This is a genomic window from Nonomuraea sp. NPDC050556 (assembly GCF_044457355.1).
In the GTDB taxonomy this organism is placed as follows: Bacteria; Actinomycetota; Actinomycetes; order Streptosporangiales; family Streptosporangiaceae; genus Nonomuraea.
In genome coordinates this window covers 2,782,503-2,802,927 of sequence record NZ_JBITGU010000001.1, presented here as the reverse complement: position 1 = coordinate 2,802,927, position 20,425 = coordinate 2,782,503, and the positions used below count along the sequence as shown (strand labels likewise).

The following is a 20,425-nucleotide window of genomic DNA, read 5'->3' as shown; positions in this document are numbered from 1 at the left end:
CTGCGAGAGCGTGCCCCGGGAAAGGCTGTCTCGGAATCGAACCGGACGACGGCGTACACGATCATGCCCGGGCCGGCCCACGCGAGCCCGCGCTCCACCTCGTGGCGTTCTCGGGATGGCGGTGCCCCCGTACCAGCCGGGTGGCCAGCCAGAGCGCCATCCCCAGCAGCGGCCAGAGGACGTAGAAATGGACAGCGGCCAATAGTGCTGCGCGGGCCAGTCCGGCTGGTCGACGTCGAGGTGGTTTCGCCTGCGTGAACGCGAGTCTCAGGTTCTCCACGTACAGCGCGGCGGCGATCACCTCGCGCGCCGCCGTCCCCAGCGCCGTCAGCGGCAGCCACACCACTGACGCGGCGAGCGTGACCAGCAGCGCGAGGCTCGCGGCCGGGATGAGGCGGCGGATGCGGCGCGCCCGCTGACGCAAAAGGTGGCCAAGAAGACGTCCACCCCCACGTACCCGCCGTGCCACTGGATGTCCGTGCTGGACCTGGAGCTCCGGCCACCGGCGTGTTCGCCTTGCCGCACACACGGCGAGGCGTGCGGCGTCAGCCCGCGCGAGCAGGTCGGAACAGGCACTTGTTCGGTGGGTGCCGGGCGCTCCATGGCAACTCCCGAGTCATCGAGATGATGCGCAGCCCTCGAAGGTCGCACCCGCGCGGACGAAAACCTTGGGATGCGAGGCGTTGACGGCGGGCTTGATCGCAATCGTGCTCAGCGGACCCGATGTCTGCAAGGAGGTCCACGTGACCGCTTGGCCGCGTCCGCCTGGTACGGCGACGCGTCCAAGCGCGCGAGATGTTCAGTTGGACCCACTCGTGGACATCGGCTCCACTCAGCACGATTGAGATCTCTGACTTGCGTGCGCGTGTGGGAGGAGTACCCGTATGGCCACAGTTTCTCCGTTCGGAGGCTTACTGAAGGGCGACGGAGGCGATGACCCCGCGCCGTCCAGGATCCGCCCGGGGACATGGCGGCGAGTGCTCGGCTACTTCCGCCCGCACGTCGGCAAGGTGGCGTTCTTCGTTCTCGTCACCGCGCTGGATTCGCTGTTCGTCGTCGCGTCTCCCCTGATATTGAGGGACCTGGTCGACAGGGGGGTTCTCGGGAACGACCTCGAGCTCGTCATCTTTCTCGCCTGCCTGGCCGCCGGGCTTGCCGTGATGAGCGCGCTGTTGCAGCTGGTGTCGGCCTACATTTCCGGCAAGATCGGGCAGGGGGTCAGTTACGACCTCCGGGTTCAGGCACTTGGCCACGTCCAGCGGCTGCCGATCGCGTTCTTCACCCGGACCCAGACGGGCGTGCTGGTCGGCCGGCTGCAGACGGAACTGGTCATGACGCAGATGGCATTCACCCAGATGCTGTCGTCGGCCGCCAGCGCGGTCACGGTCGTGCTGGTGCTGGCCGAGTTGTTCTACCTGTCGTGGCTGGTCGCCCTCCTCGCGGTGGTGCTGATCCCGGTGTTCGCGGTGCCCTGGTCCTACGTGGGACGGCGGATGCAGCGGTACACCAGACGGCTGATGGAGGAGAACGCCGGCCTGGCCGGGCTTCTGCAGGAGCGGTTCAACGTCCAGGGCGCGATGCTCTCCAAGCTCTTCGGACGTCCGGCCGAGGAGATGGCCGAGTACGAGAGCCGTGCCGGCCGGATCCGCGGGCTCGCCGTGAGCGCCACTCTCTACGGCCGGATGGCGCCCGCCACCTTCGCGCTGATGGCCGCGCTCGCCACGGCGCTCGTCTACGGGGTCGGCGGCGGGCTCGTGCTCGAGCAGGTGTTCCAGCTCGGCACGCTGGTCGCCCTGGCTGCCCTGCTGGGGCGCCTGTTCGGGCCGATCACCCAGCTGTCCAGCATTCAGGAGAACGCGCTCACGGTCGTGGTGGCCTTTGACCGAATCTTCGAGCTGCTCGATCTGAAGCCGCTGATCGAGGAACGCCCCGACGCGGTCGGACTCGGGGCGAACGCGGCATCGGATGTCGAGTTCGAGAACGTGTCGTTCCGCTATCCCAACGTGGACGAGGTCTCACTGCCGTCGCTGGAACAGAACGTGAGCACCGGGCGGGAGCGCGGTGGAGTGGCGCCAGAGGTCCTGCGGGACGTGAGTCTGCGCGTGCCGGCCGGAACCCTCACCGCGCTCGTCGGCCCGTCCGGCGCAGGGAAGACCACCCTTACGCACCTGGTGTCCCGGCTGTATGACCCGACCTCCGGGACCGTTCGCATCGGCGGACACGATCTGAGGGACCTTACCTTCGACTCGCTTCGCGAAACGGTAGGGGTGGTCAGCCAGGACACCTACCTCTTCCACGACACGATTCGGGCGAACCTTCTCTACGCTCGCCCCGACGCCACCGAGGAAGAACTGGTCGAGGCATGCCGAGGGGCCCAGATCTGGGACCTGATCGCATCCCTGCCAGGGGGGTTCGACACCGTCGTGGGTGATCGTGGCTATCGCCTGTCGGGCGGGGAGAAACAACGGCTGGCGATCGCCCGGCTGCTGCTGAAAGCACCCTCGGTCGTCGTTCTCGACGAGGCCACCGCTCACCTGGACTCGGAGTCGGAGGCGGCCGTCCAGCGAGCACTCGCGACAGCCCTGCGCAGCCGTACCTCTCTGGTGATCGCCCACCGGTTGTCCACGATCCGCGAGGCCGACCACATCCTCGTGATCGACGACGGGAGGGTGCGGGAACGCGGGACGCACGAGGAGTTGCTGGCGGAAGGCGGTCTCTACGCGGACCTGTATCACACGCAGTTCGCCAGGTCAGGCGGCAACGGGACCCGGCCGGAACCGGATGACGGGGTGGAGCCTGTGCGACAGGTGGTTGGTGGAGGGGGACGGTGAGCGCCGGAGCGCGAGCCACGCCGACGCTGCTGGACCTCTTCGCCCGGCAGGTGGACCGGGCACCCGATGCGGCGGCCCTGGTCGATGGGGACCGGGTCCTGACGTACCGGCGGCTGGATGAGCTCGCCGGAGTGTTGTCCGGGCGTCTGATCGGCCGCGGCGTCGGTCGAGGTGATCGCGTCGCGGTGATGATGGACCGCTCGGCGGACCTCGTGGTGACGCTGCTCGCCGTATGGAAGGCGGGGGCGGCGTACGTGCCGGTGGACGCCGCGCTTCCCTCCCGGCGGGTGGCGTTCATGGTGGCGGATTCCGGGACCTCCCTGATGGTGTGCTCGGAGGCGACGCGCGACGCGGTACCGCGCGGGGTTGAGTCGATCGAGCTCACCGCCGGCGGCGTGGGCGGCGCGCCGGCGGTCACGGTGGGCCCGGGGGATCTGGCGTATGTGATGTACACGTCCGGCTCGACGGGAACCCCCAAGGGGGTGGCCGTCCCGCATCGGAGCGTCGCGGAGCTGGCGGGAAACTCCGGTTGGGGGATGGAACCCGGCGATGCGGTCCTCATGCACGCGCCCTACACCTTCGACGCCTCCCTGTTCGAGATCTGGGTGCCGCTCGTGTCAGGCGCCCGTGTGGTGATCGCCGCGCCGGGTCCGGTGGATGCCCGGCGCCTGCGCGAGACGGTCGCGGCCGGGGTGACGAGGGTGCACCTGACCGCGGGCAGCTTCCGCGCGGTAGCTGAGGAGTCGCCGGAATCATTCGCGGAGCTTCGTGAGGTGCTGACCGGCGGAGACGTGGTGCCCGCTTACGCCGTGAAAAAGGTGCGGGCGGCCTGCCCCCGCGTGCGGATCCGGCATCTGTACGGCCCGACGGAAACGACCCTGTGCGCGACGTGGCACCTGCTGGAGCCGGGTGACGTCGTGGGTCACGTCCTGCCGATCGGCCGTCCGCTCGCGGGCCGCCGGGCCCATGTGCTCGACGCGTCACTGCGGCCGGTCGAGCCCGGCGTGGTCGGTGAGCTGTACCTTTCCGGCGCCGGTCTGGCGGACGGCTACCTGGACCGGGCGGGGCTGACGGCGGAGCGGTTCGTGGCGGATCCGTCCGCGCCAGGGAGAAGGATGTACCGGACGGGGGATCTCGCCCAGTGGACCGCGGGTGGTGAGTTGCTGTTCGCGGGCCGCGCCGACGACCAGGTGAAGATCCGCGGATTCCGGATCGAGCCGGGTGAGGTCGAGGCCGCGCTGACCGCTCAGCCGTACGTCCGCGAGGCTGTGGTGAGGGCGATCGACGGGCGCCTGATCGGTTACGTGGTGGCGGACGGGGACGTGGATCCCGTACTGATGCGTAAGCGCCTGGCGGCGTTGCTGCCGGACTACATGGTTCCTGCCGCCCTGGTCACGCTGGACACGCTGCCGCTGACCGGTAGCGGCAAGGTGGACAGGAGGGCGCTGCCCGCGCCCGACTTCGCGCCGGCTGCGACGCGTCGCGAACCCGGTACCGATACGGAGCGCGTCCTGTGCGATCTGTTCGCGGAGCTTCTTCAACCGGAGGGGAGGAGGGTAGGGGTCGATGACGGTTTCGTCGAGCTGGGCGGAGATTCGATCGTCGCGATCCGGCTGGCAGCACGCGCGTCCAGGGCAGGTCTGCTGGTGACGCCCTCCCAGGTCTTCCAGGAGAGGACTCCCGCGCGGCTGGCAGCCGTCGCGGGCGCCGTACCGGCCGGCGCACCCGGCGACGGCCCCCTGATCACCCTCACGGCGGCAGAGCAGGCGGAGCTGGCGAGCGCCGTCCCGGGGGCTGAGGAGGTCTGGCCCCTCGCACCGCTCCAGGAGGGGCTGTACTACCAGGCGACCCTCGACGATGAGGGCCGCGACATCTACCAGGCGCAATGGATCCTGGAGGTGGAGGGGTCACTGGACGCCGCCCGGCTGCGGGCCTCGTGGGAAGCGGTTTTCGCCCGGCACGCCGAGCTTCGCGTGAGCTTCCACCGGCGCGCGTCGGGGAAGCTGCTGCAGGTCGTCGCCGCGCACGTCGCCCTGCCGTGGCGAGAGGTGGACCTGGCCGACGCGGACGATGTCGACGCGGCAGTGGAGGCCTTGATCAGACAGGAACAGGAGCAGCGGTTCGACCTCGCCAAGGCGCCGCTGTTCCGGCTGGTGCTGGTCCGCTACGGCGAGGACCGGCACCGCCTGCTGGTCGTCCATCACCACATCCTGACCGATGGCTGGTCGGTGGCGGTCATCCTCAACGAGGTGGCTGAGGCGTACACGGCCGGCGGTCGCCTCCCGGATCGGACGGGCGCGGCCTCCTACCGGGACTATCTGGCCTGGTTGGACCGGCAGGACAAGGAGGCCGCCCGTGCGGCCTGGCGGGCGGAGCTGTCCGGCCTCGAAGGGCCAGCGCCGATCGCGAAAGCCGCCGCCACGGCCGGCGCCGGGACGGGCTACGAATATCGCATCGCCTTCCTCACACCCGACCTCCACACGCGGCTGATGGAGCTGGCCCGCGAACACGGGCTGACGCTGAACACCCTGGCGCAGGGCGCATGGGCGATGGTGCTGGCGCGGCTCGCGCGGCGGACCGACGTGGTCTTCGGCACCACGGCCGCCTGCCGTCCAGCCGAGCTCCCGGATGTGGAGTCGATACCGGGCCTCATGATGAACACGGTTCCGGTCCGGGTGTCGCTGCAGGGCGGGCAATCAGTCGTGGACATGCTCACTGACCTGCAGAGGCGGCAGGCGGCCTCGATGCCGCATCAGCATCTGGGGCTGCCGGAGATCCAGCGGGCGGCAGGACCCGGCGCGGTGTTCGACACGCTGCTGGTCTTCGAGAACTACCCTCGGGACTTCGCCGGCCAGTTCACCCATCTGGGCACGATCGAGGGGACCCACTATCCGCTGACCCTGGGCATCATCCCGGGAGATCAGTTCAGGATCCAGCTCGTCTACCGGCAGGGGCAGGTCGAGGAGAGCGTCGCCGAGTCGGTTCTGGGGTGGTTCACCAGCGCTCTCACGGCCATGGCCGCCGATCCGCACGGGCTGGTGGGGCGCATCGGTGTGGGTGAGGCGTGGGACGGCGGCTCGGGGCGGGCGATGGCGGCGGGGGAGCCGCTGCCGGTGCTGGTACGGCGGGCGGTGGAGGATCGGCCGGACGACGTCGCGGTGGTGGACGGCGAGGGTGAACTGTCGTTCGGGGCGTTGTGGGCACGGGCGACGGGGCTGGCGGCTGAGCTGAGGGCTCGCGGGGTCGGGCCGGAGACCCGGGTCGCCGTGATGGTGGGGAGGTCGGCGTGGTGGGCGGTCGGGGTACTGGGCGTGTCATTGGCGGGTGGCGCGTTCATGCCGGTGGATCCGGCGTATCCGGCTGAGCGCGTCAGGTGGATCTTGGCCGACGCCGATCCCGTGCTGGTGCTGTGCGCGGGGACGACGCGGGAGGCGGTACCTGAGGGGTTCGAAGATCGGCTGGTGGTCGTCGATGAGCTGGATCTGGCGGGGGGCGACGATGCGGGGCTGCCGCGGGTGAGTCCGGCTGACGCGGCCTATGTGATCTACACGTCGGGATCGACGGGGACCCCGAAGGGGGTCGTCGTCTCACACGTGGGGCTCGGGAATCTGGCGATGGCGCAGATCGACCGGTTCGCCGTGACGCCGTCGTCGCGAGTTCTGCAGTTCGCTGCGCTGGGCTTCGACGCCATGGTGTCGGAGGTGCTGATGGCGCTGTTGTCGGGGGCGCGGCTGGTCATGGCGCCGGAGCAGACTCTGCCACCGCGGGTGTCGCTGGCCGAGGCGTTGACGCGGTGGGATGTCACGCACGTGACGGTTCCGCCGTCGGTGCTGGCCACCGCCGAGGCGTTGCCGTCCGGGCTGGAGACGGTGGTGGTGGCGGGGGAGGCCTGCCCGCCCGGCCTTGCGAATCGCTGGTCGGCGGGACTGCGGCTGGTCAATGCGTATGGGCCGACCGAGGCCACGGTCTGCGCGGCGATGAGCATGCCGTTGGAGGCGAGCCGGGACGTGGTCCCGATCGGGACACCTATCGCCGGTGCCCGTTGCTATGTGCTGGATGTCTTCCTGCGGCCGTTGCCGCCGGGTGTGGCGGGTGATCTGTACATCGCGGGTGGTGGGTTGGCTCGGGGGTATTTGGGGCGTGCGGGGTTGACGGCTGAGCGGTTTGTGGCGGATCCGTTTGTTGCTGGTGAGCGGATGTATCGGTCGGGGGATCTGGCGTATTGGTCGGGTGATGGTGAGTTGGTGTTCGTCGGGAGGGATGACGAGCAGGTCAAGATTCGTGGTTTTCGGGTGGAGCCGGGTGAGGTGGAGGCGGTGCTGGCTGGGTTGGCGGGGGTGGACCAGTCGGTGGTGGTGGCGCGTGGTGGGCGTTTGCTGGGTTATGTGGTGTCTGGTGGTGGGGTGGATCCGGTGGGGCTGCGGGAGCAGGTTGCCGGGGTGTTGCCGGAGTACATGGTGCCGGCGGTGGTGATGGTGCTGGATGCGGTGCCGGTGACGGCGAACGGGAAGGTGGATCGGGAGGCGTTGCCGGATCCCGATTTCGGTGGGCGTGTTTCGGGTCGGGAGCCGCGTTCGGAGGTCGAGCGGGCGTTGTGTGCGCTCTTCGCCGAGGTGCTCGGGCTGCCGGGGGTGACGGCGGTAGGTCCGGACGACAGCTTCTACGAGCTGGGCGGGGACTCCATCTATTCGGTGAAGCTGGCGGCGCGGGCTACGCGTGCCGGAATGCCCTTCACCGTGGTGGAGGTGTTCGAGCACAAGACGCCCGCGGGGCTCGCGACGATCGTCGAGCTGGCAGCCGGGCCTGCGGCAGGTGCGGCTGATTCCTCATCGGACTCCGAGCTTCTCGACCTGGACCAGGACGAGATAGAGGAGTTCGAGGCCGAATTCGACGACGAACGTGGTTCCCTTCGCTGATCGAGACCGGCCATCGCCGGGATGAACCCGGCCTCGAGCCGGGTTGAGCAACGTCGGCACGCACGTCCCGCGTGATCGTTCAGAGGCATGCCCGGGGTACGGCTGCGCTGGAGCGTCACGCCGTGACCAGGCTGTTCACCCGGCCGCCGCCTGTCCGGCCACGTACGCGCTCCGGGGCTGCCCGCGTCCGGGAAGGTCATCGGCCCAGGGCGGCATCCCGGGGTTGCCACCGTCGCGCGAGACCAGCCGCCCGACGCAGCCGGACGACCTCCGCCTTCAACGCCACGTCCCCGGCCACGAGCGCGCGCGTCAGAGCGACCGGCTCCGCGTGAACGCTCACCCGAGATCGAGAACGAGCTGAGCAGCTGCGGCTGGACAGATTGTCCGGATTAGAACCATCCGTAGATGATTCCCTCGCGGGCCGCTTGACGATTGAGGGAGATATTAATCAATGGCTCAGTCGCGGATCGAGGATTTCTGGCCGCTGTCGCCACTCCAGCAAGGGCTGCTCTTCCACGCGGCCTACGACGATGACTGGCCCGGCCTCTACGTGGGCCATTGGATCCTGCACCTGGACGGCCCGGTGGAGGCGGACAGACTGCGTGCCGCATGGGAGGCGCTCCTGGCACGGCACGCCGCGCTCCGGGCGTGTTTCCGGCAGCGCAAATCGGGTGAGACAGTGCAGCTCATCGCCAGGCAGGTGGAACTGCCGTGGCGGGTGGTGGACCTCTCCCACCTCAGCGAGCCCGAGGAGGCCGTGCGCGCGCTGGCCGAGGAGGACAGGACGAGGAGATTCGACCTCGCGAAGGCGCCGTTGCTGCGGCTGACCTTGATCCGTCTCGCCGGCGGCAGCCACCGCCTGGTGATGACCTGCCATCACGCGATCATGGATGGCTGGTCGATGCCCATCATGTTCGACGAGCTGTCGATGCTGTACGCGGCCGACGGGGGCCCGCTGGACCTGCCTGCCGTGACGTCGTATCGGAACTATCTCGCGTGGCTGGACCGGCAGGACAAGGAGCGGACGCTGTCGGCGTGGGCGGCGGAGCTGCGGGGTGTCGAGGAGTCGACGCTGGTGGCGCCGCCCGATCCGGGGCGAGCCGCCGCCATGCCGGAGAACATCACGGTCGAGCTGCCCGAGAACCTCACGCGAGCCCTGAGCGAGCTGGCTCGCGCCCATGGGCTGACGCTGAACACCGTGGTGCAGGGCGCGTGGGCATTGCTGCTCGCACAGCTGGCAGGCCGTACGGACGTGGTGTTCGGCGCGGTGGTTTCCGCGCGCCCGCCGGACCTGCCCGGCGTCGAGGGGATGGTGGGGCTGTTCCTCGCCACCGTTCCCGTACGCGTGCGGCTGGGCGGCTCGACGCCGGTCATCGAACTCCTGGCGGATCTGCAGAAGCGGCAGTCGGCGCTCATCCCCCACCACTATGTGGGGCTGGCCGATATCCAGAAGGCGGTCGGCGCCGGCGCGATCTTCGACACCTTGCTCGTTTTCCAGAACTTTCCCCGTGACCTTCGGGAACCGGACGCCGCGGAAACCTTCGGCATTCGCATAGACCAGGGCCGCGAAGCCGCCCACTATCCGCTGACGCTGGTCGCCGTCCCAGGCGAGTCGATGCTTCTCAATCTCGACTATGCGACGGACCTCTTCGACGGGAGAACCGCGCTCGCCGTCATCGAGAGATTCACCGGGATTCTGCGGCAGCTGGCGGATGCGGGCGACATCACGGTGGCCGAGGTGGATGTGACGACCGCGGCCGAGCGTGACCTGGTGGTGAACGATTGGGGAGCGGCATCCCCCGCTGCGCCCTGCGGTCTGGCTCTGGATCTGTTCGACCGCCAGGTGGAGCGCGGCCGTGACCGGGTGGCGGTCGTCGACGGAGAGCGGGCGGTCTCGTTCGGTGAGCTGACCGAGCGCGCGGAGAAGCTCGCCGGCTACTTGAGCGGCCGGGGCGTCCGGCGCGGGGATCGGGTGGCCGTGGTGATGCAACGGTCATCCGACCTGATCGCGACGCTGCTCGCGGTATGGAAGGTGGGAGCGGCGTTCGTGCCGGTGGATCCTGCCTACCCGGTGGAACGCGTGACGTTCATGCTCGAGGATGCGGAGCCGGCGGCAGTGGTGTGCGATCGAGCGTGCCAGGACGCCGTGCTGGACGGCGGGTTAGATCCGATCGTCCTGGACGACCCGGAGACCCTGCGGGCAGTGGCTGAGCACGCCCGGCTCGCTGCGGGTGCGCAGGCCGGTGACCTCGCGTACGTGATGTACACGTCGGGATCGACGGGGAGGCCGAAGGGCGTCGCGGTATCGCACGGCAACGTCGCCGCGCTGGTCGGCGAGCCGGGATGGGAGATGGGCCCCGAAGACGCCGTGCTGATGCACGCCTCACACGCGTTCGACATCTCGCTGTTCGAGCTGTGGGTGCCGCTGCTGTCGGGCGCCCGGGTCGTGCTGGCCGAGCCGGGGGCGGTGGACGGCGAGGCCCTGGCCGGACATGTGGCCGACGGTGTCACCCGCGTTCACCTGACCGCGGGGGCCTTCCGGGTACTGGCCGAGGAGTCGCCGGAGTCGATCGCCGGTCTGCGCGAGGTGCTGACCGGTGGGGACGTGGTACCGCTCGCGGCGGTGGAGCGGGTACGGCGGGCGTGTCCGGATGTCCGTGTCCGGCATCTCTACGGCCCGACGGAGACCACGCTGTGCGCGACATGGTGGCTGCTCCGGCCGGGCGAATCGACGGGGCCGGTGCTGCCGATCGGGCGTCCTCTCGCGGGGCGGCGTGTCTATGTCCTCGACGCGTTCCTGCGGCCCGTACCTCCGGGGGTGACGGGCGAGTTGCACGTCGCCGGGGCCGGTGTGGCGCAGGGCTACCTGGGCCGCCCGGCGTTGACGGCCGAACGGTTCGTCGCCGATCCCTTCGTGCCCGCTGAGCGGATGTACCGAACCGGCGACCTGGCGTACTGGACGGACAGGGGTGAGCTGGCGTTCGCCGGACGCGCCGATGACCAGGTGAAGATTCGCGGGTACCGAGTGGAGCCCGGCGAGATCGAGGCGGTTCTCGCCGGCCTTCCAGGTGTCGGCCAGGCCGTGGTGTCCGCGCGGGAAGAGCGCCTGATCGGTTACGTGGTCGCCGAAGCGGGGCGGGACCTCGACCCGGTACGGACACGCGAACAGCTCGCCGCGACGCTGCCCGAATTCATGGTTCCGGCCGCGGTGCTGGTGCTGGATGAGCTGCCGCTGACCGGCAACGGAAAGGTGGACCGCCAAGCCCTGCCCGAGCCGGACTTCGCTTCCGAGGCTGTGCATCGGGAGCCGGCCACCGAGGCAGAGCGGATCCTGTGCGAAGTGTTCGCCGAGGTCTTGGGTGTGGAGCGGGTCGGAGTCGGAGACAGCTTCTTCGAGCTGGGCGGGGACTCGATCTCGTCGATGCAGGTCGCCGCCCGCGCACGCCGCCAGGGCATCCCGCTGACCCCGCGGCAGGTGTTCGAGTGCCGGACCCCTGAGCGCCTGGCGGCGCTGGCCCAGCAGGCCCCGGCGCGGCGACCCTCCGCGACGGAGACGGGCGTGGGGGAGATCCCGAGGACGCCGGTGATGCGTGCCCTCGGGGATGACGCGGTGCGCCCCGGTTTCGCGCAGGCGCGGGTCATCGTCACCCCGGCCGGCTTCGACCCGGACGCGCTGGCGAAGGCCCTGCAGGCCGTACTGGACGCGCACGATCTTCTACGAGCCCGGGTGACGCCCGATGGACGGCTGATGGTGGCCGGGCCAGGTGCCGTGGACGCGGCCGGCGTGGTGACGCGGGTGGCGGCCGGCGACGGGAACACAGGTGAGATCGCCGAGCGCGAGGTCAGGACGGCAGCGGGCAGGCTGAACCCGTCCGCGGGAATCATGGTTCTGGCCGTGTGGGTTGACGCGGGCGACGCCGAGCCGGGCCGGTTGGCGTTGGTGGCGCATCACCTGGCCGTTGACGCGGTCTCGTGGGGAATCCTGCTGTCGGATCTGCGTGCGGCGTACGACGAGGCGATCTCCGGTGGAACCCCCGTCCTCGAACCCGCGGTGACGTCGTACCGGCAATGGGCGCGGCGGCTGACCCGGCAGGCGTTCAGCGAGAGCACCGTGGCCGAAGCCGGCTATTGGGCCGGCGTGCTCGAAGGCGAAGACCCGCCGCTGGAGCGGCACACCGGACAGTCGGCGTCGTGGTCTCGGACTCTGTCCGGCACCGCGGCACGCGACCTGGTGGCGCGCGTGCCGGGAGCCTTCCACTGCGGGGTCCAGGACGTCCTGCTGGCGGGCCTGGTGGGTGCGGTGGCGCGGTGGCGCGGTGCCGGCTCGGGGATTCTGGTGGACGTGGAAGGCCATGGCCGCCACGCCGCCGACGGCGAGGATCTGCTGCGTACCGTGGGCTGGTTCACCAGCGTTCACCCGGTCCGCCTCGTGGTAGCAGGGAACGCAGCATGCGGCGAGTTGCTGAAGGCCGTGAAGGAACAGGTGCGAGCGGTGCCCGGCGATGGGCTCGGCTACGGGCTGTTGCGCCATGTCAACCCCGAGACCGGAGCCAGGCTGGCGGAGTTGCCGTCGGCCCAGATCGGATTCAACTATCTCGGACGCTCCAGCGGCGCCGCCGAGGACGCCGCGTGGCAGGTATGCGAAGGGTCTCTCGGTGGGGGAGCGGCTGGGCCGGGCATGGTCCGGACCCACCCCCTGGAGATCGGTGCGGACGTTCAGGACACGCCGGCCGGCCCCCGGCTGAGGCTCGCCATCGACGGCAGCGACCTCGACCCTGCCACGGTGGAGCGACTGGGCGCGGCCTGGCTGGACATGCTGGCCGACCTCGCCGCTCTCGTCGGTACTCCCGGCGCGGGCGGACACACGCCGTCCGACTTCGACCTTGTCGATGTGCGGCAGCGGGACGTGGACGAGCTGGAGGCCGTGGTCCCAGGCCTGACGGACGTCTGGCCGCTGTCGCCGCTCCAGGAGGGCATCCTCTTCGAAAGAGCCTTCGACGAGGACAGCGTCGATGTCTACCAGACCCAACGGATCCTGGACCTCGACGGGCCGCTCGACGCGGAACGGCTGCGCGCGGCATGGAAGTCGGTGGTCGCCCGGCACGAAACGCTCCGGACACGCTTCCATCAGCTGGGATCCGGCGAGACGGTGCAGGTCGTCGTGGGCGAGGTCGATCTCCCGTGGCGTGCGGTGGATCTGTCGCAGCTCGATGAGCCGGACGCGGCCGCGGAGGTCGAACGCCTGCTCGCGGCTGATCAGGCGGAACGGTTCGACGTCAGCAGGCCGCCGCTGCTCCGGTTGCTGCTGATCCGTCTCGGTACGGCGCGGCACCGGCTCGTGGTGACCTCGCACCACGTACTCGTGGACGGCTGGTCGACACCGATCCTTCTGGGCGAGATGCTGACCGCCTACACGGGCGGGCGGAGCTCGCCGACGCCGCCCTCCTATCGGGACTACGTGGCGTGGCTGAGCCGTCAGGACGAGGACGCGGCACGGTCGGCGTGGCGGTCCGAACTCGCCGGGTTGGACGAACCGACCATGGTGGGCTCCGACGCGGGCAAAGCACCGATGATGCCGGACGGGCATTCCGAACGGCTGTCGGAGGAGGCGACCCGTGCCCTCACCGGGTTCGCCCGCGGTCATGGACTGACGCTGAGCACGGTCGTGCAGGGCGCCTGGGCCCTGGTTCTGGCGCGGTTGGCGAGACGGACGGATGTGGTGTTCGGCACGGTCGTGTCCGGACGTCCGGCGGACGCGCTGCCGGATGTCGAGCGGATGGTGGGGATGTTCATCAACACCGTTCCGGCGCGGGTGCGCCTCGACGGCGGTGTGCCGGTGCTGGACCTGCTCCACGACTTGCAGAGGCGCCAGTCGGCCTTGACGGAGCACCAGTACCTGGGGCTGCCGGAGATCCAGAAGGCGGCGGGGGCGGGCTCGATCTTCGACACGATCGTGATGATCGTCAACTACCCGATGGACGCCGACGGCCTCGACAACGATGGCGTCGCGATCAGCTCGATCCGCACGCGGACCGGCACCACCTATCCGCTGTCCGTGAGCGTCATCCCAGGCGCGCGCCTGCAGATCCAGCTGGACTACCGGCCCGACTGGATCGACGGGGACACGGCCGCCGAGATCACCAGGCAGGTCGTGCGCGTCCTGGCTCGGATGGTGGCGGAACCCTCGCTTCCCGTCGGCCGCCTGGGCCTGACGAGCGAATCCACGCGCGCTTCCGTGGCGGAGCGCTGGAACTCGGCCGGTGAAGCGGCCGGCGGTTCGTCGGTGCCGGAGATGTTGCGGCGCCGGGCCGACGCGGCGCCGGACGCGATGGCGGTCATCGACAACGGCCGCACCCTGTCCTACGCCGACCTCGACCGGGAATCGGATCGCCTGGCGGGGCACCTGGCCGGGAGGGGCGTGCGGCGCGGCGACCGCGTCGGCGTGCTGATGGAACGCGGCGCGGACCTGATCGTCGCCCTGCTCGCTGTCTGGAAGGCGGGGGCCGCGCAAGTACCGGTGAATGTGGACTACCCGGCGGAGCGCATCGAGCGGATGCTGGCCGACGCCGGCGCGTCGGTGGCGGTGTGCGTGGGAGCGACACGGAGCGCGGTCCCAGCCGGGGTCGAGCTGGTGGTCATGGACGCACCGGCGATCGGGGGAGAGCGGCACGAGGCGCCACCGCTCGCGGTCGGAGCGCACGACGTGGCCTACGTGATGTACACGTCCGGATCGACCGGGGTGCCGAAGGGCGTCGCGGTGCCCCATGGGAGTGCCGCGGCTCTGGCCGGCGACCCGGGCTGGTCGCAGGGCGCCGGCGATCGCGTGCTGATGCACGCGTCGCACGCGTTCGACGCATCACTGCTCGAGATCTGGGTGCCGCTGGTCAGCGGGGCCTGCGTGATGGTCGCGGAACCGGGCGCGCTCGACGCGCAGCGGCTGCGGGAAGCGATCGCACGGGGCGCGACCACCGCCCATCTGACGGCAGGGACCTTCCGGGTGCTGGCAGAGGAAGCCCCGGACTCCTTCAGCGGGCTGCGCGAAGTCCTTACCGGCGGGGACGTGGTCCCGCTCGAGTCCGTCGCACGGGTGCGCCGGACCTGCCCGGAGGTTCGAATCCGGGAGTTGTACGGTCCCACCGAAGTCACCCTCTGCGCCACCTGGCACCTCATCGAGCCGCAGGCGGAAACGGGCGACATCCTGCCGATCGGCCGTCCGCTGGCCGGCCGGCAGGTGTACGTACTCGATGACTTCCTCCAGCCGGTGGCGCCGAACGTCACCGGTGAGCTCTACATCGCCGGCGCGGGCCTGGCACACGGTTATCTGGGCGCCCCCGGAGCGACCTCGGAGCGGTTCATCGCGGTGCCCGCCTCGGTGAAGCGTTCGGCCTCCGGTGAGCGGATGTACCGCACCGGCGACCTGGCGCGCTGGACGGATCAAGGCGAGCTGCTCTTCGCCGGGCGGGCCGACTCGCAGGTGAAGATCCGGGGATATCGCATCGAGCCCGGCGAGATCGAGGCGGCGCTGGCCGAGGTCCCCCACGTCGCGCAGGCGGTCGTCGTGGCGCGGGAGGACCGTCCCGGCGAGAAGAGACTCATCGCCTATGTGACCGCGGAAGAGGGCTCGGGACTGGATCCCGACGCGGTACGCGAGCACCTCGCGCGACGGCTGCCGGAATTCATGGTGCCGGCAGCGGTGGTGCTGCTGCTGGACGGCGTCCCGCTGACGATCAACGGGAAGATCGACCGCGCCGCCCTGCCCGTCCCCGGGTTCGCCGGGAAGGCGGCGGGCCGGGAGCCGCGTACCGAGGCCGAGCGGGTGTTGTGCGGGCTGTTCGCCGAGATCCTGGGGGTGGAGCGAGTCGGGGCCGGAGACAGCTTCTTCGAGCTGGGCGGGGATTCGATCCTCTCGATGCGACTGGCCGCCCGCGCGCGACGCGAGGATCTCATCTTCGGTGCGAAGGATGTCTTCGAGCGCAAGACGCCCGCGGGGATCGCGGCGATCGCCGAGCGCGGCGCTGAGACGCGGGTGAGCGTCGCGGACGGCGTCGGTGAGGTGATGTCGACGCCGGTGATCCGGGCACTGCTCGAACGCGATCCCGACGCGATGACCCGAGGCGCGCTGGCGCAGTGGGTGACCGCCGGTGCGCCCGGCGACCTGACGGTGGAGGTGCTGGCGGCCGGACTGGGCGCGGTGATCGACGCGCATGACATGCTGCGAAGCCGGATCGCTCCGGCCGAGGCCGCGCAGCCCCGGCTGGTCGTGGCCGACCGCGGAACGCTGGACGCGGCGACGCTGGTCGAACGGGTCGATGCCGGTGCCGGTGACGTGGATGAGATCGCGGATCGCCGCGCCCACGACGCGGCACAACGGCTGGACCCCCATGCCGGCGTGATGATCCGGGTGGTCTGGGTGGACGCGGGACCAGGACGGGTGGGACGGCTCGTCGTGGCGGCGCACCATCTCGTGGTGGACGTGGTGTCGTGGCGAATCCTGCTGCCGGACCTGCGGGCGGCATGTGAAGCCGTGACCGCCGGCCGGCAACCGGTACTCGATCCCGTCGACGTCTCGTTCCGGCGCTGGGCGCGGACCCTGGCCGATCAGGCGGTGGGACGGACCGCGGAGCTGGAGACGTGGACGGAGATCCTCGGCGGAGCGCAGTCGCGCTTCGGCGAGCTCGACCCGGCGCGCGACACCGTCTCGACCGCGGGACGCAGGTCGTGGACGCTGCCGCATGACCATGCGGGCGTGCTCGTGGAAAGGGCCACCTCGGCCTATCACTGCGGTGTCCACGAAGTGCTGCTGGCGACGCTGGCAGGCGCGGTGGCCCGATGGCGCGGCGGCACCGCGGTCGTGGTGGACGTCGAAGGTCACGGTCGTCAGCCCCTCGATGGGATGGACCTGTCGCGGACGGTCGGCTGGTTCACGGACGTGCATCCGCTCCGGCTGGATGTGGCAGGGATCGATCCGGCCGAAGCGATCGCGGGTGGCGATGCGGCCGGTCGCCTGCTGAAGCAGGTCAAGGAGAACGTGCGAGCGGTGCCGGACGGCGGGCTCGGCTACGGGATGTTGCGTCATCTCAACGACGAGACGGGGCAGGTTCTCGCCGCGCTGCCGAAGGCGGAGATCGGGTTCAATTACCTCGGACGCTTCCCGTCCCGGTCCGAGGGCGCCGCGGAGCCCTGGCAGATGCTGGGCACCATCGGCGGTACCGCGCAGCGGGACACCGCGTTGCGGCACGCCGTGGAGATCGACGCGGCCGTGCTGGACCGTGCGGACGGACCTGAGCTCAGCCTGACCGTGACCTGGGCAGGGCGGATTCTCGGCGAAGCCGAGGCGGAGTCGCTCGCGAAGGCATGGCTGGACATGCTGACCGGCCTCGCCGCGCACTCCGCAGCCGGCGGCGTCGGCGGGCACACGCCATCAGACTTCCCGCTCATCTCGCTGACGCAGCGAGACGTGGCGGAGGTCGAGGCCGCCGTACCGAACCTGCTCGACATCTGGCCGCTGTCCCCGCTCCAGGATGGCCTGCTGTTCCATGCCGCAGACGAGCGCGGTCCGGACGTCTACGCGGGTATGCGCAACCTCGCCCTCGACGGTCCGCTGGACGTCGCCCGTTTCCGCGCGTCCTGGCAGGTCCTGCTCGACCGCCACCCCGCCCTGCGGGCGAGCTTCCACCAGCTCGGGTCCGGCGCGGCCGTCCAGGTGATCGCCCGCGCTGTGCCGCTGAACTGGCGGGAGAGCGATCTGTCCCATCTACCCGAGGACGAGGCGCTGGCGGAGTTCGACCGCCTGGCGGAGCAGACGCACGCCGAGCGGTTCGACCTGACCCAGGCGCCGCAGCTCCGGCTGCATCTGGTGCGCCTCGGTGAACGCAGGCACCGGCTGGTCTTCACCTCCCATCACATCGCGGCCGACGGCTGGTCCCTGCCACTGATCATCGGGGACGTGCTGACCGTGTACGAATCCGGCGGTGACGGCCGGGCACTTCCGCCCGCGACGCCGTACCGCGACTACCTCGACTGGCTCGCCCGCCAGGACAAGGCGGCCGCCCGGGAGGCGTGGCGGACCGAACTCGCCGGGCTCGACGAGGCCACCCACGTCGTGCCGCCGGAAACGATCACCACACCTCTGGAGCCCCAACGCGTCGGGTTCGAACTCGACGATGCGCTGAGCCGGCGCGTGGTGGAGTTCGCCGGCCGTCACGGCGTGACGGCGAACACGCTCTTCCAGGGGATCTGGGCGCTGCACCTGGCACGGCTGACCGGACGCGACGACGTGGTCTTCGGCGCCGCGGTGGCCGGGCGCCCGCCCGAGATCCCCGGCATCGAGTCCGCCGTTGGCCTGTTCATGAACATGTTGCCGGTCCGTGCCCGCCTGACCGGGGCGGAGCCGTTCCTCGACATGCTGGCGGACCTGCAGGAACGGCAGGTCGCTTCCATGCCGCACCAGCACGTGGGGCTGAGCGAGATCAACCAGCTCGCCGGTCCGGGCGCGGCGTTCGACACGATCGTGGTGTTCGAGAACTACCCGCCCCCGCCGCCTCGGCCCGAAGGCCCCGGCGCGCTCGTCATGCGGCCCGCGGGAATTCCGAACGACACAGGGCACTATCCGCTGTCCATGCGCGCGTCCGTGGCGGGCCGCGTCCATGGTGAATTCATCTACCGGCCGGACGTGGTCGATCGGACCGAGGCCGAGGAGATGCTCGCGTCGATCCTTCGGGCACTGGAACAGGTGGTGGCCGAGCCGCGCGTGCCGGTGGGGCGCGTAGGCCTGATCGGTCCGCTGCAGCGCCGCCTGGTAGTGGAGGAGTGGAACCAGACCAGCGTGCCGCTCGCCGCGGAGCCGATGCCGGTGCTGTTCCGCCGGCAGGTGGAGCGGTCGCCGGACGCGGTGGCGGTGGTGGATGAGGCCCGGAGCCTGCCGTTCAGCGGATTGCTGGACGAGGCGGAGGCGCTGGCGCGGCTGCTGGTGGGGCTGGGCGTGCGGCGGGAGACGCGGGTGGGCGTGCTCGTGGGGCGGTCGGCCGAGCTGGTGGTGGCCCTGGTCGGGGTGTCCTTGGCGGGCGGGGTGTTCGTTCCGGTAGACCCGGACTATCCGGTCGAGCGCATCACCTTGATCCTGGCGGATTCGGCGCCAGAGGTGCTGCTGTGCACGGCGGCGACCCGGGAGGCCGTCCCAGAGGAGTTCGCGGGCGCGGTGGTGGTGCTGGACGCGCCGCTCGCCGTCGATCCTCGAACGGTGTTGCCGCGGGTGGAGTCGGGTGACGGGGCGTACGTGATCTACACTTCGGGGTCGACGGGCGTGCCCAAGGGGGTCCTTGTCACCCATGCCGGGCTCGGCAATCTGGCGAGCGCGCAGATCGAACGCTTCGGCGTCACGCCCGCCTCGCGGATCCTGCAGTTCGCCGCTCTCGGATTCGACGCCGCCATCTCCGAGCTGTGCATGGCCCTGTTGTCGGGCGGGACCGTGGTGCTGGCCGGCTCGGAGAGCATGCCGCCCCGGGTGTCGCTGGGCGACGCGGTACGCCGGTGGGGCATCACCCACGTCACCGTGCCGCCGAGCGTGCTGGCCGTCGAGGACGACCTGCCGGACAGCCTGGAGACCCTGATCGTGGCCGGCGAGGCATGCCCGCCCGCTTTGGTGGGCCGCTGGTCGCCGGGCCGCCGGATGATCAACGCCTACGGGCCCACCGAGACGACCGTGTGCGCGACGATGAGCTCGCCGCTATCTCCGGGACGCGACGTGGTTCCCATCGGCCGCCCGCTCCCCAACATGCGGGCCTATGTGCTCGATGCCTTCCTGCAGCCGGTGCCGCCAGGTGTGACCGGCGAGCTCTACGTCGTGGGGGCCGGGCTCGCACGCGGCTACCTCGGACGTCCGGGCCTGACGGCGGAAAGGTTCGTCGCGGTACCTGCTTCGGTGAACCCTGCGCATCCCGGTGAGCGCATGTACCGCACCGGCGACCGGGCCCGCTGGACCAGGGAAGGTGAGCTGGTCTTCACCGGCCGGGCCGACGCGCAGGTCAAGGTGCGCGGATATCGGATCGAGCCGGGTGAGATCGAGGCCGTGCTCGCGGACCATCCGGGGGTCGCCCAGGTGGCGGTCGTCGCCCGCGAGGATGGTCCGGGCGAGAAGTACCTGGTGGCGTATGTCGTTCCCGCGACCGAGGCAGGGGAGGACGGCGCATTGATCTCCGCCCTCCGCGAGACAGCGGCCGAACGCCTGCCGGAGCACATGAGGCCGGCGGCGCTCGTCCCGCTGGAAGCGATGCCGCTGACCCCGAACGGCAAGGTCGACCATCGGGCGTTGCGGGCCCCCGATTTCGCGAGGTTGTCGTCCGGACGCGGCCCGCGCTCGGCCATGGAGGCGACGTTGTGCGAACTGTTCGCGGAGGTGCTCGGAGTGGATGGCGTGGGCGCTGACGACAGCTTCTTCGAACTCGGCGGCGACTCGATCACCTCGATGCAGCTGTCGGCCCTGGCCCGCAGGAAGGGGCTGGACCTCAACCCGTGGCAGGTGTTCGAGGAGAAGACGGCGGAACGGCTGGCGGCGGTCGTCAAGGAGCTCCCGGCCGACGGCGAGGACACCGGGGAGCCGGAGCTCCCGGCCGGCATGCTCGTGGATCTTTCGCCTGATCAGTTGGACCAACTCGAGACCGGACCGGCCGGCGAATGACT

At 70.5% G+C, this 20,425-nt stretch carries 4 protein-coding genes; 3 read left to right on the top strand and 1 reads right to left on the bottom strand.

Annotated features, from left to right (window positions below):
- Positions 1–61: 61 nt before the first annotated feature.
- Complete coding sequence (locus ACIBG8_RS13430; RefSeq protein ID WP_397342970.1) at positions 62–424, bottom strand: hypothetical protein; 363 nt, start codon at positions 422–424, stop codon at positions 62–64.
- 460 nt (positions 425–884) lie between these two features.
- Here ACIBG8_RS13430 and ACIBG8_RS13425 point away from each other — a divergent pair, with 460 nt between their 5' ends.
- From ACIBG8_RS13425 to ACIBG8_RS13415, 3 genes are all read left to right on the top strand, one after another.
- Positions 885–2,831 carry an ABC transporter ATP-binding protein gene (locus ACIBG8_RS13425; RefSeq protein ID WP_397342969.1) on the top strand — a complete coding sequence of 649 codons (1,947 nt, stop codon included), beginning with the start codon at positions 885–887 and terminating at the stop codon, positions 2,829–2,831.
- On the top strand, positions 2,828–7,747 hold the full coding sequence (locus ACIBG8_RS13420) for an amino acid adenylation domain-containing protein (protein ID WP_397342968.1): 4,920 nt from the start codon (positions 2,828–2,830) through the stop codon (positions 7,745–7,747). Before ACIBG8_RS13425 ends, ACIBG8_RS13420 begins: the two co-directional genes overlap by 4 nt.
- Positions 7,748–8,198: 451 nt before the next feature.
- Entirely contained in the window at positions 8,199–20,423 is a 12,225-nt protein-coding gene (locus ACIBG8_RS13415; protein WP_397342967.1) for an amino acid adenylation domain-containing protein, read from the top strand.
- The last annotated feature ends 2 nt before the right edge of the window (positions 20,424–20,425 follow it).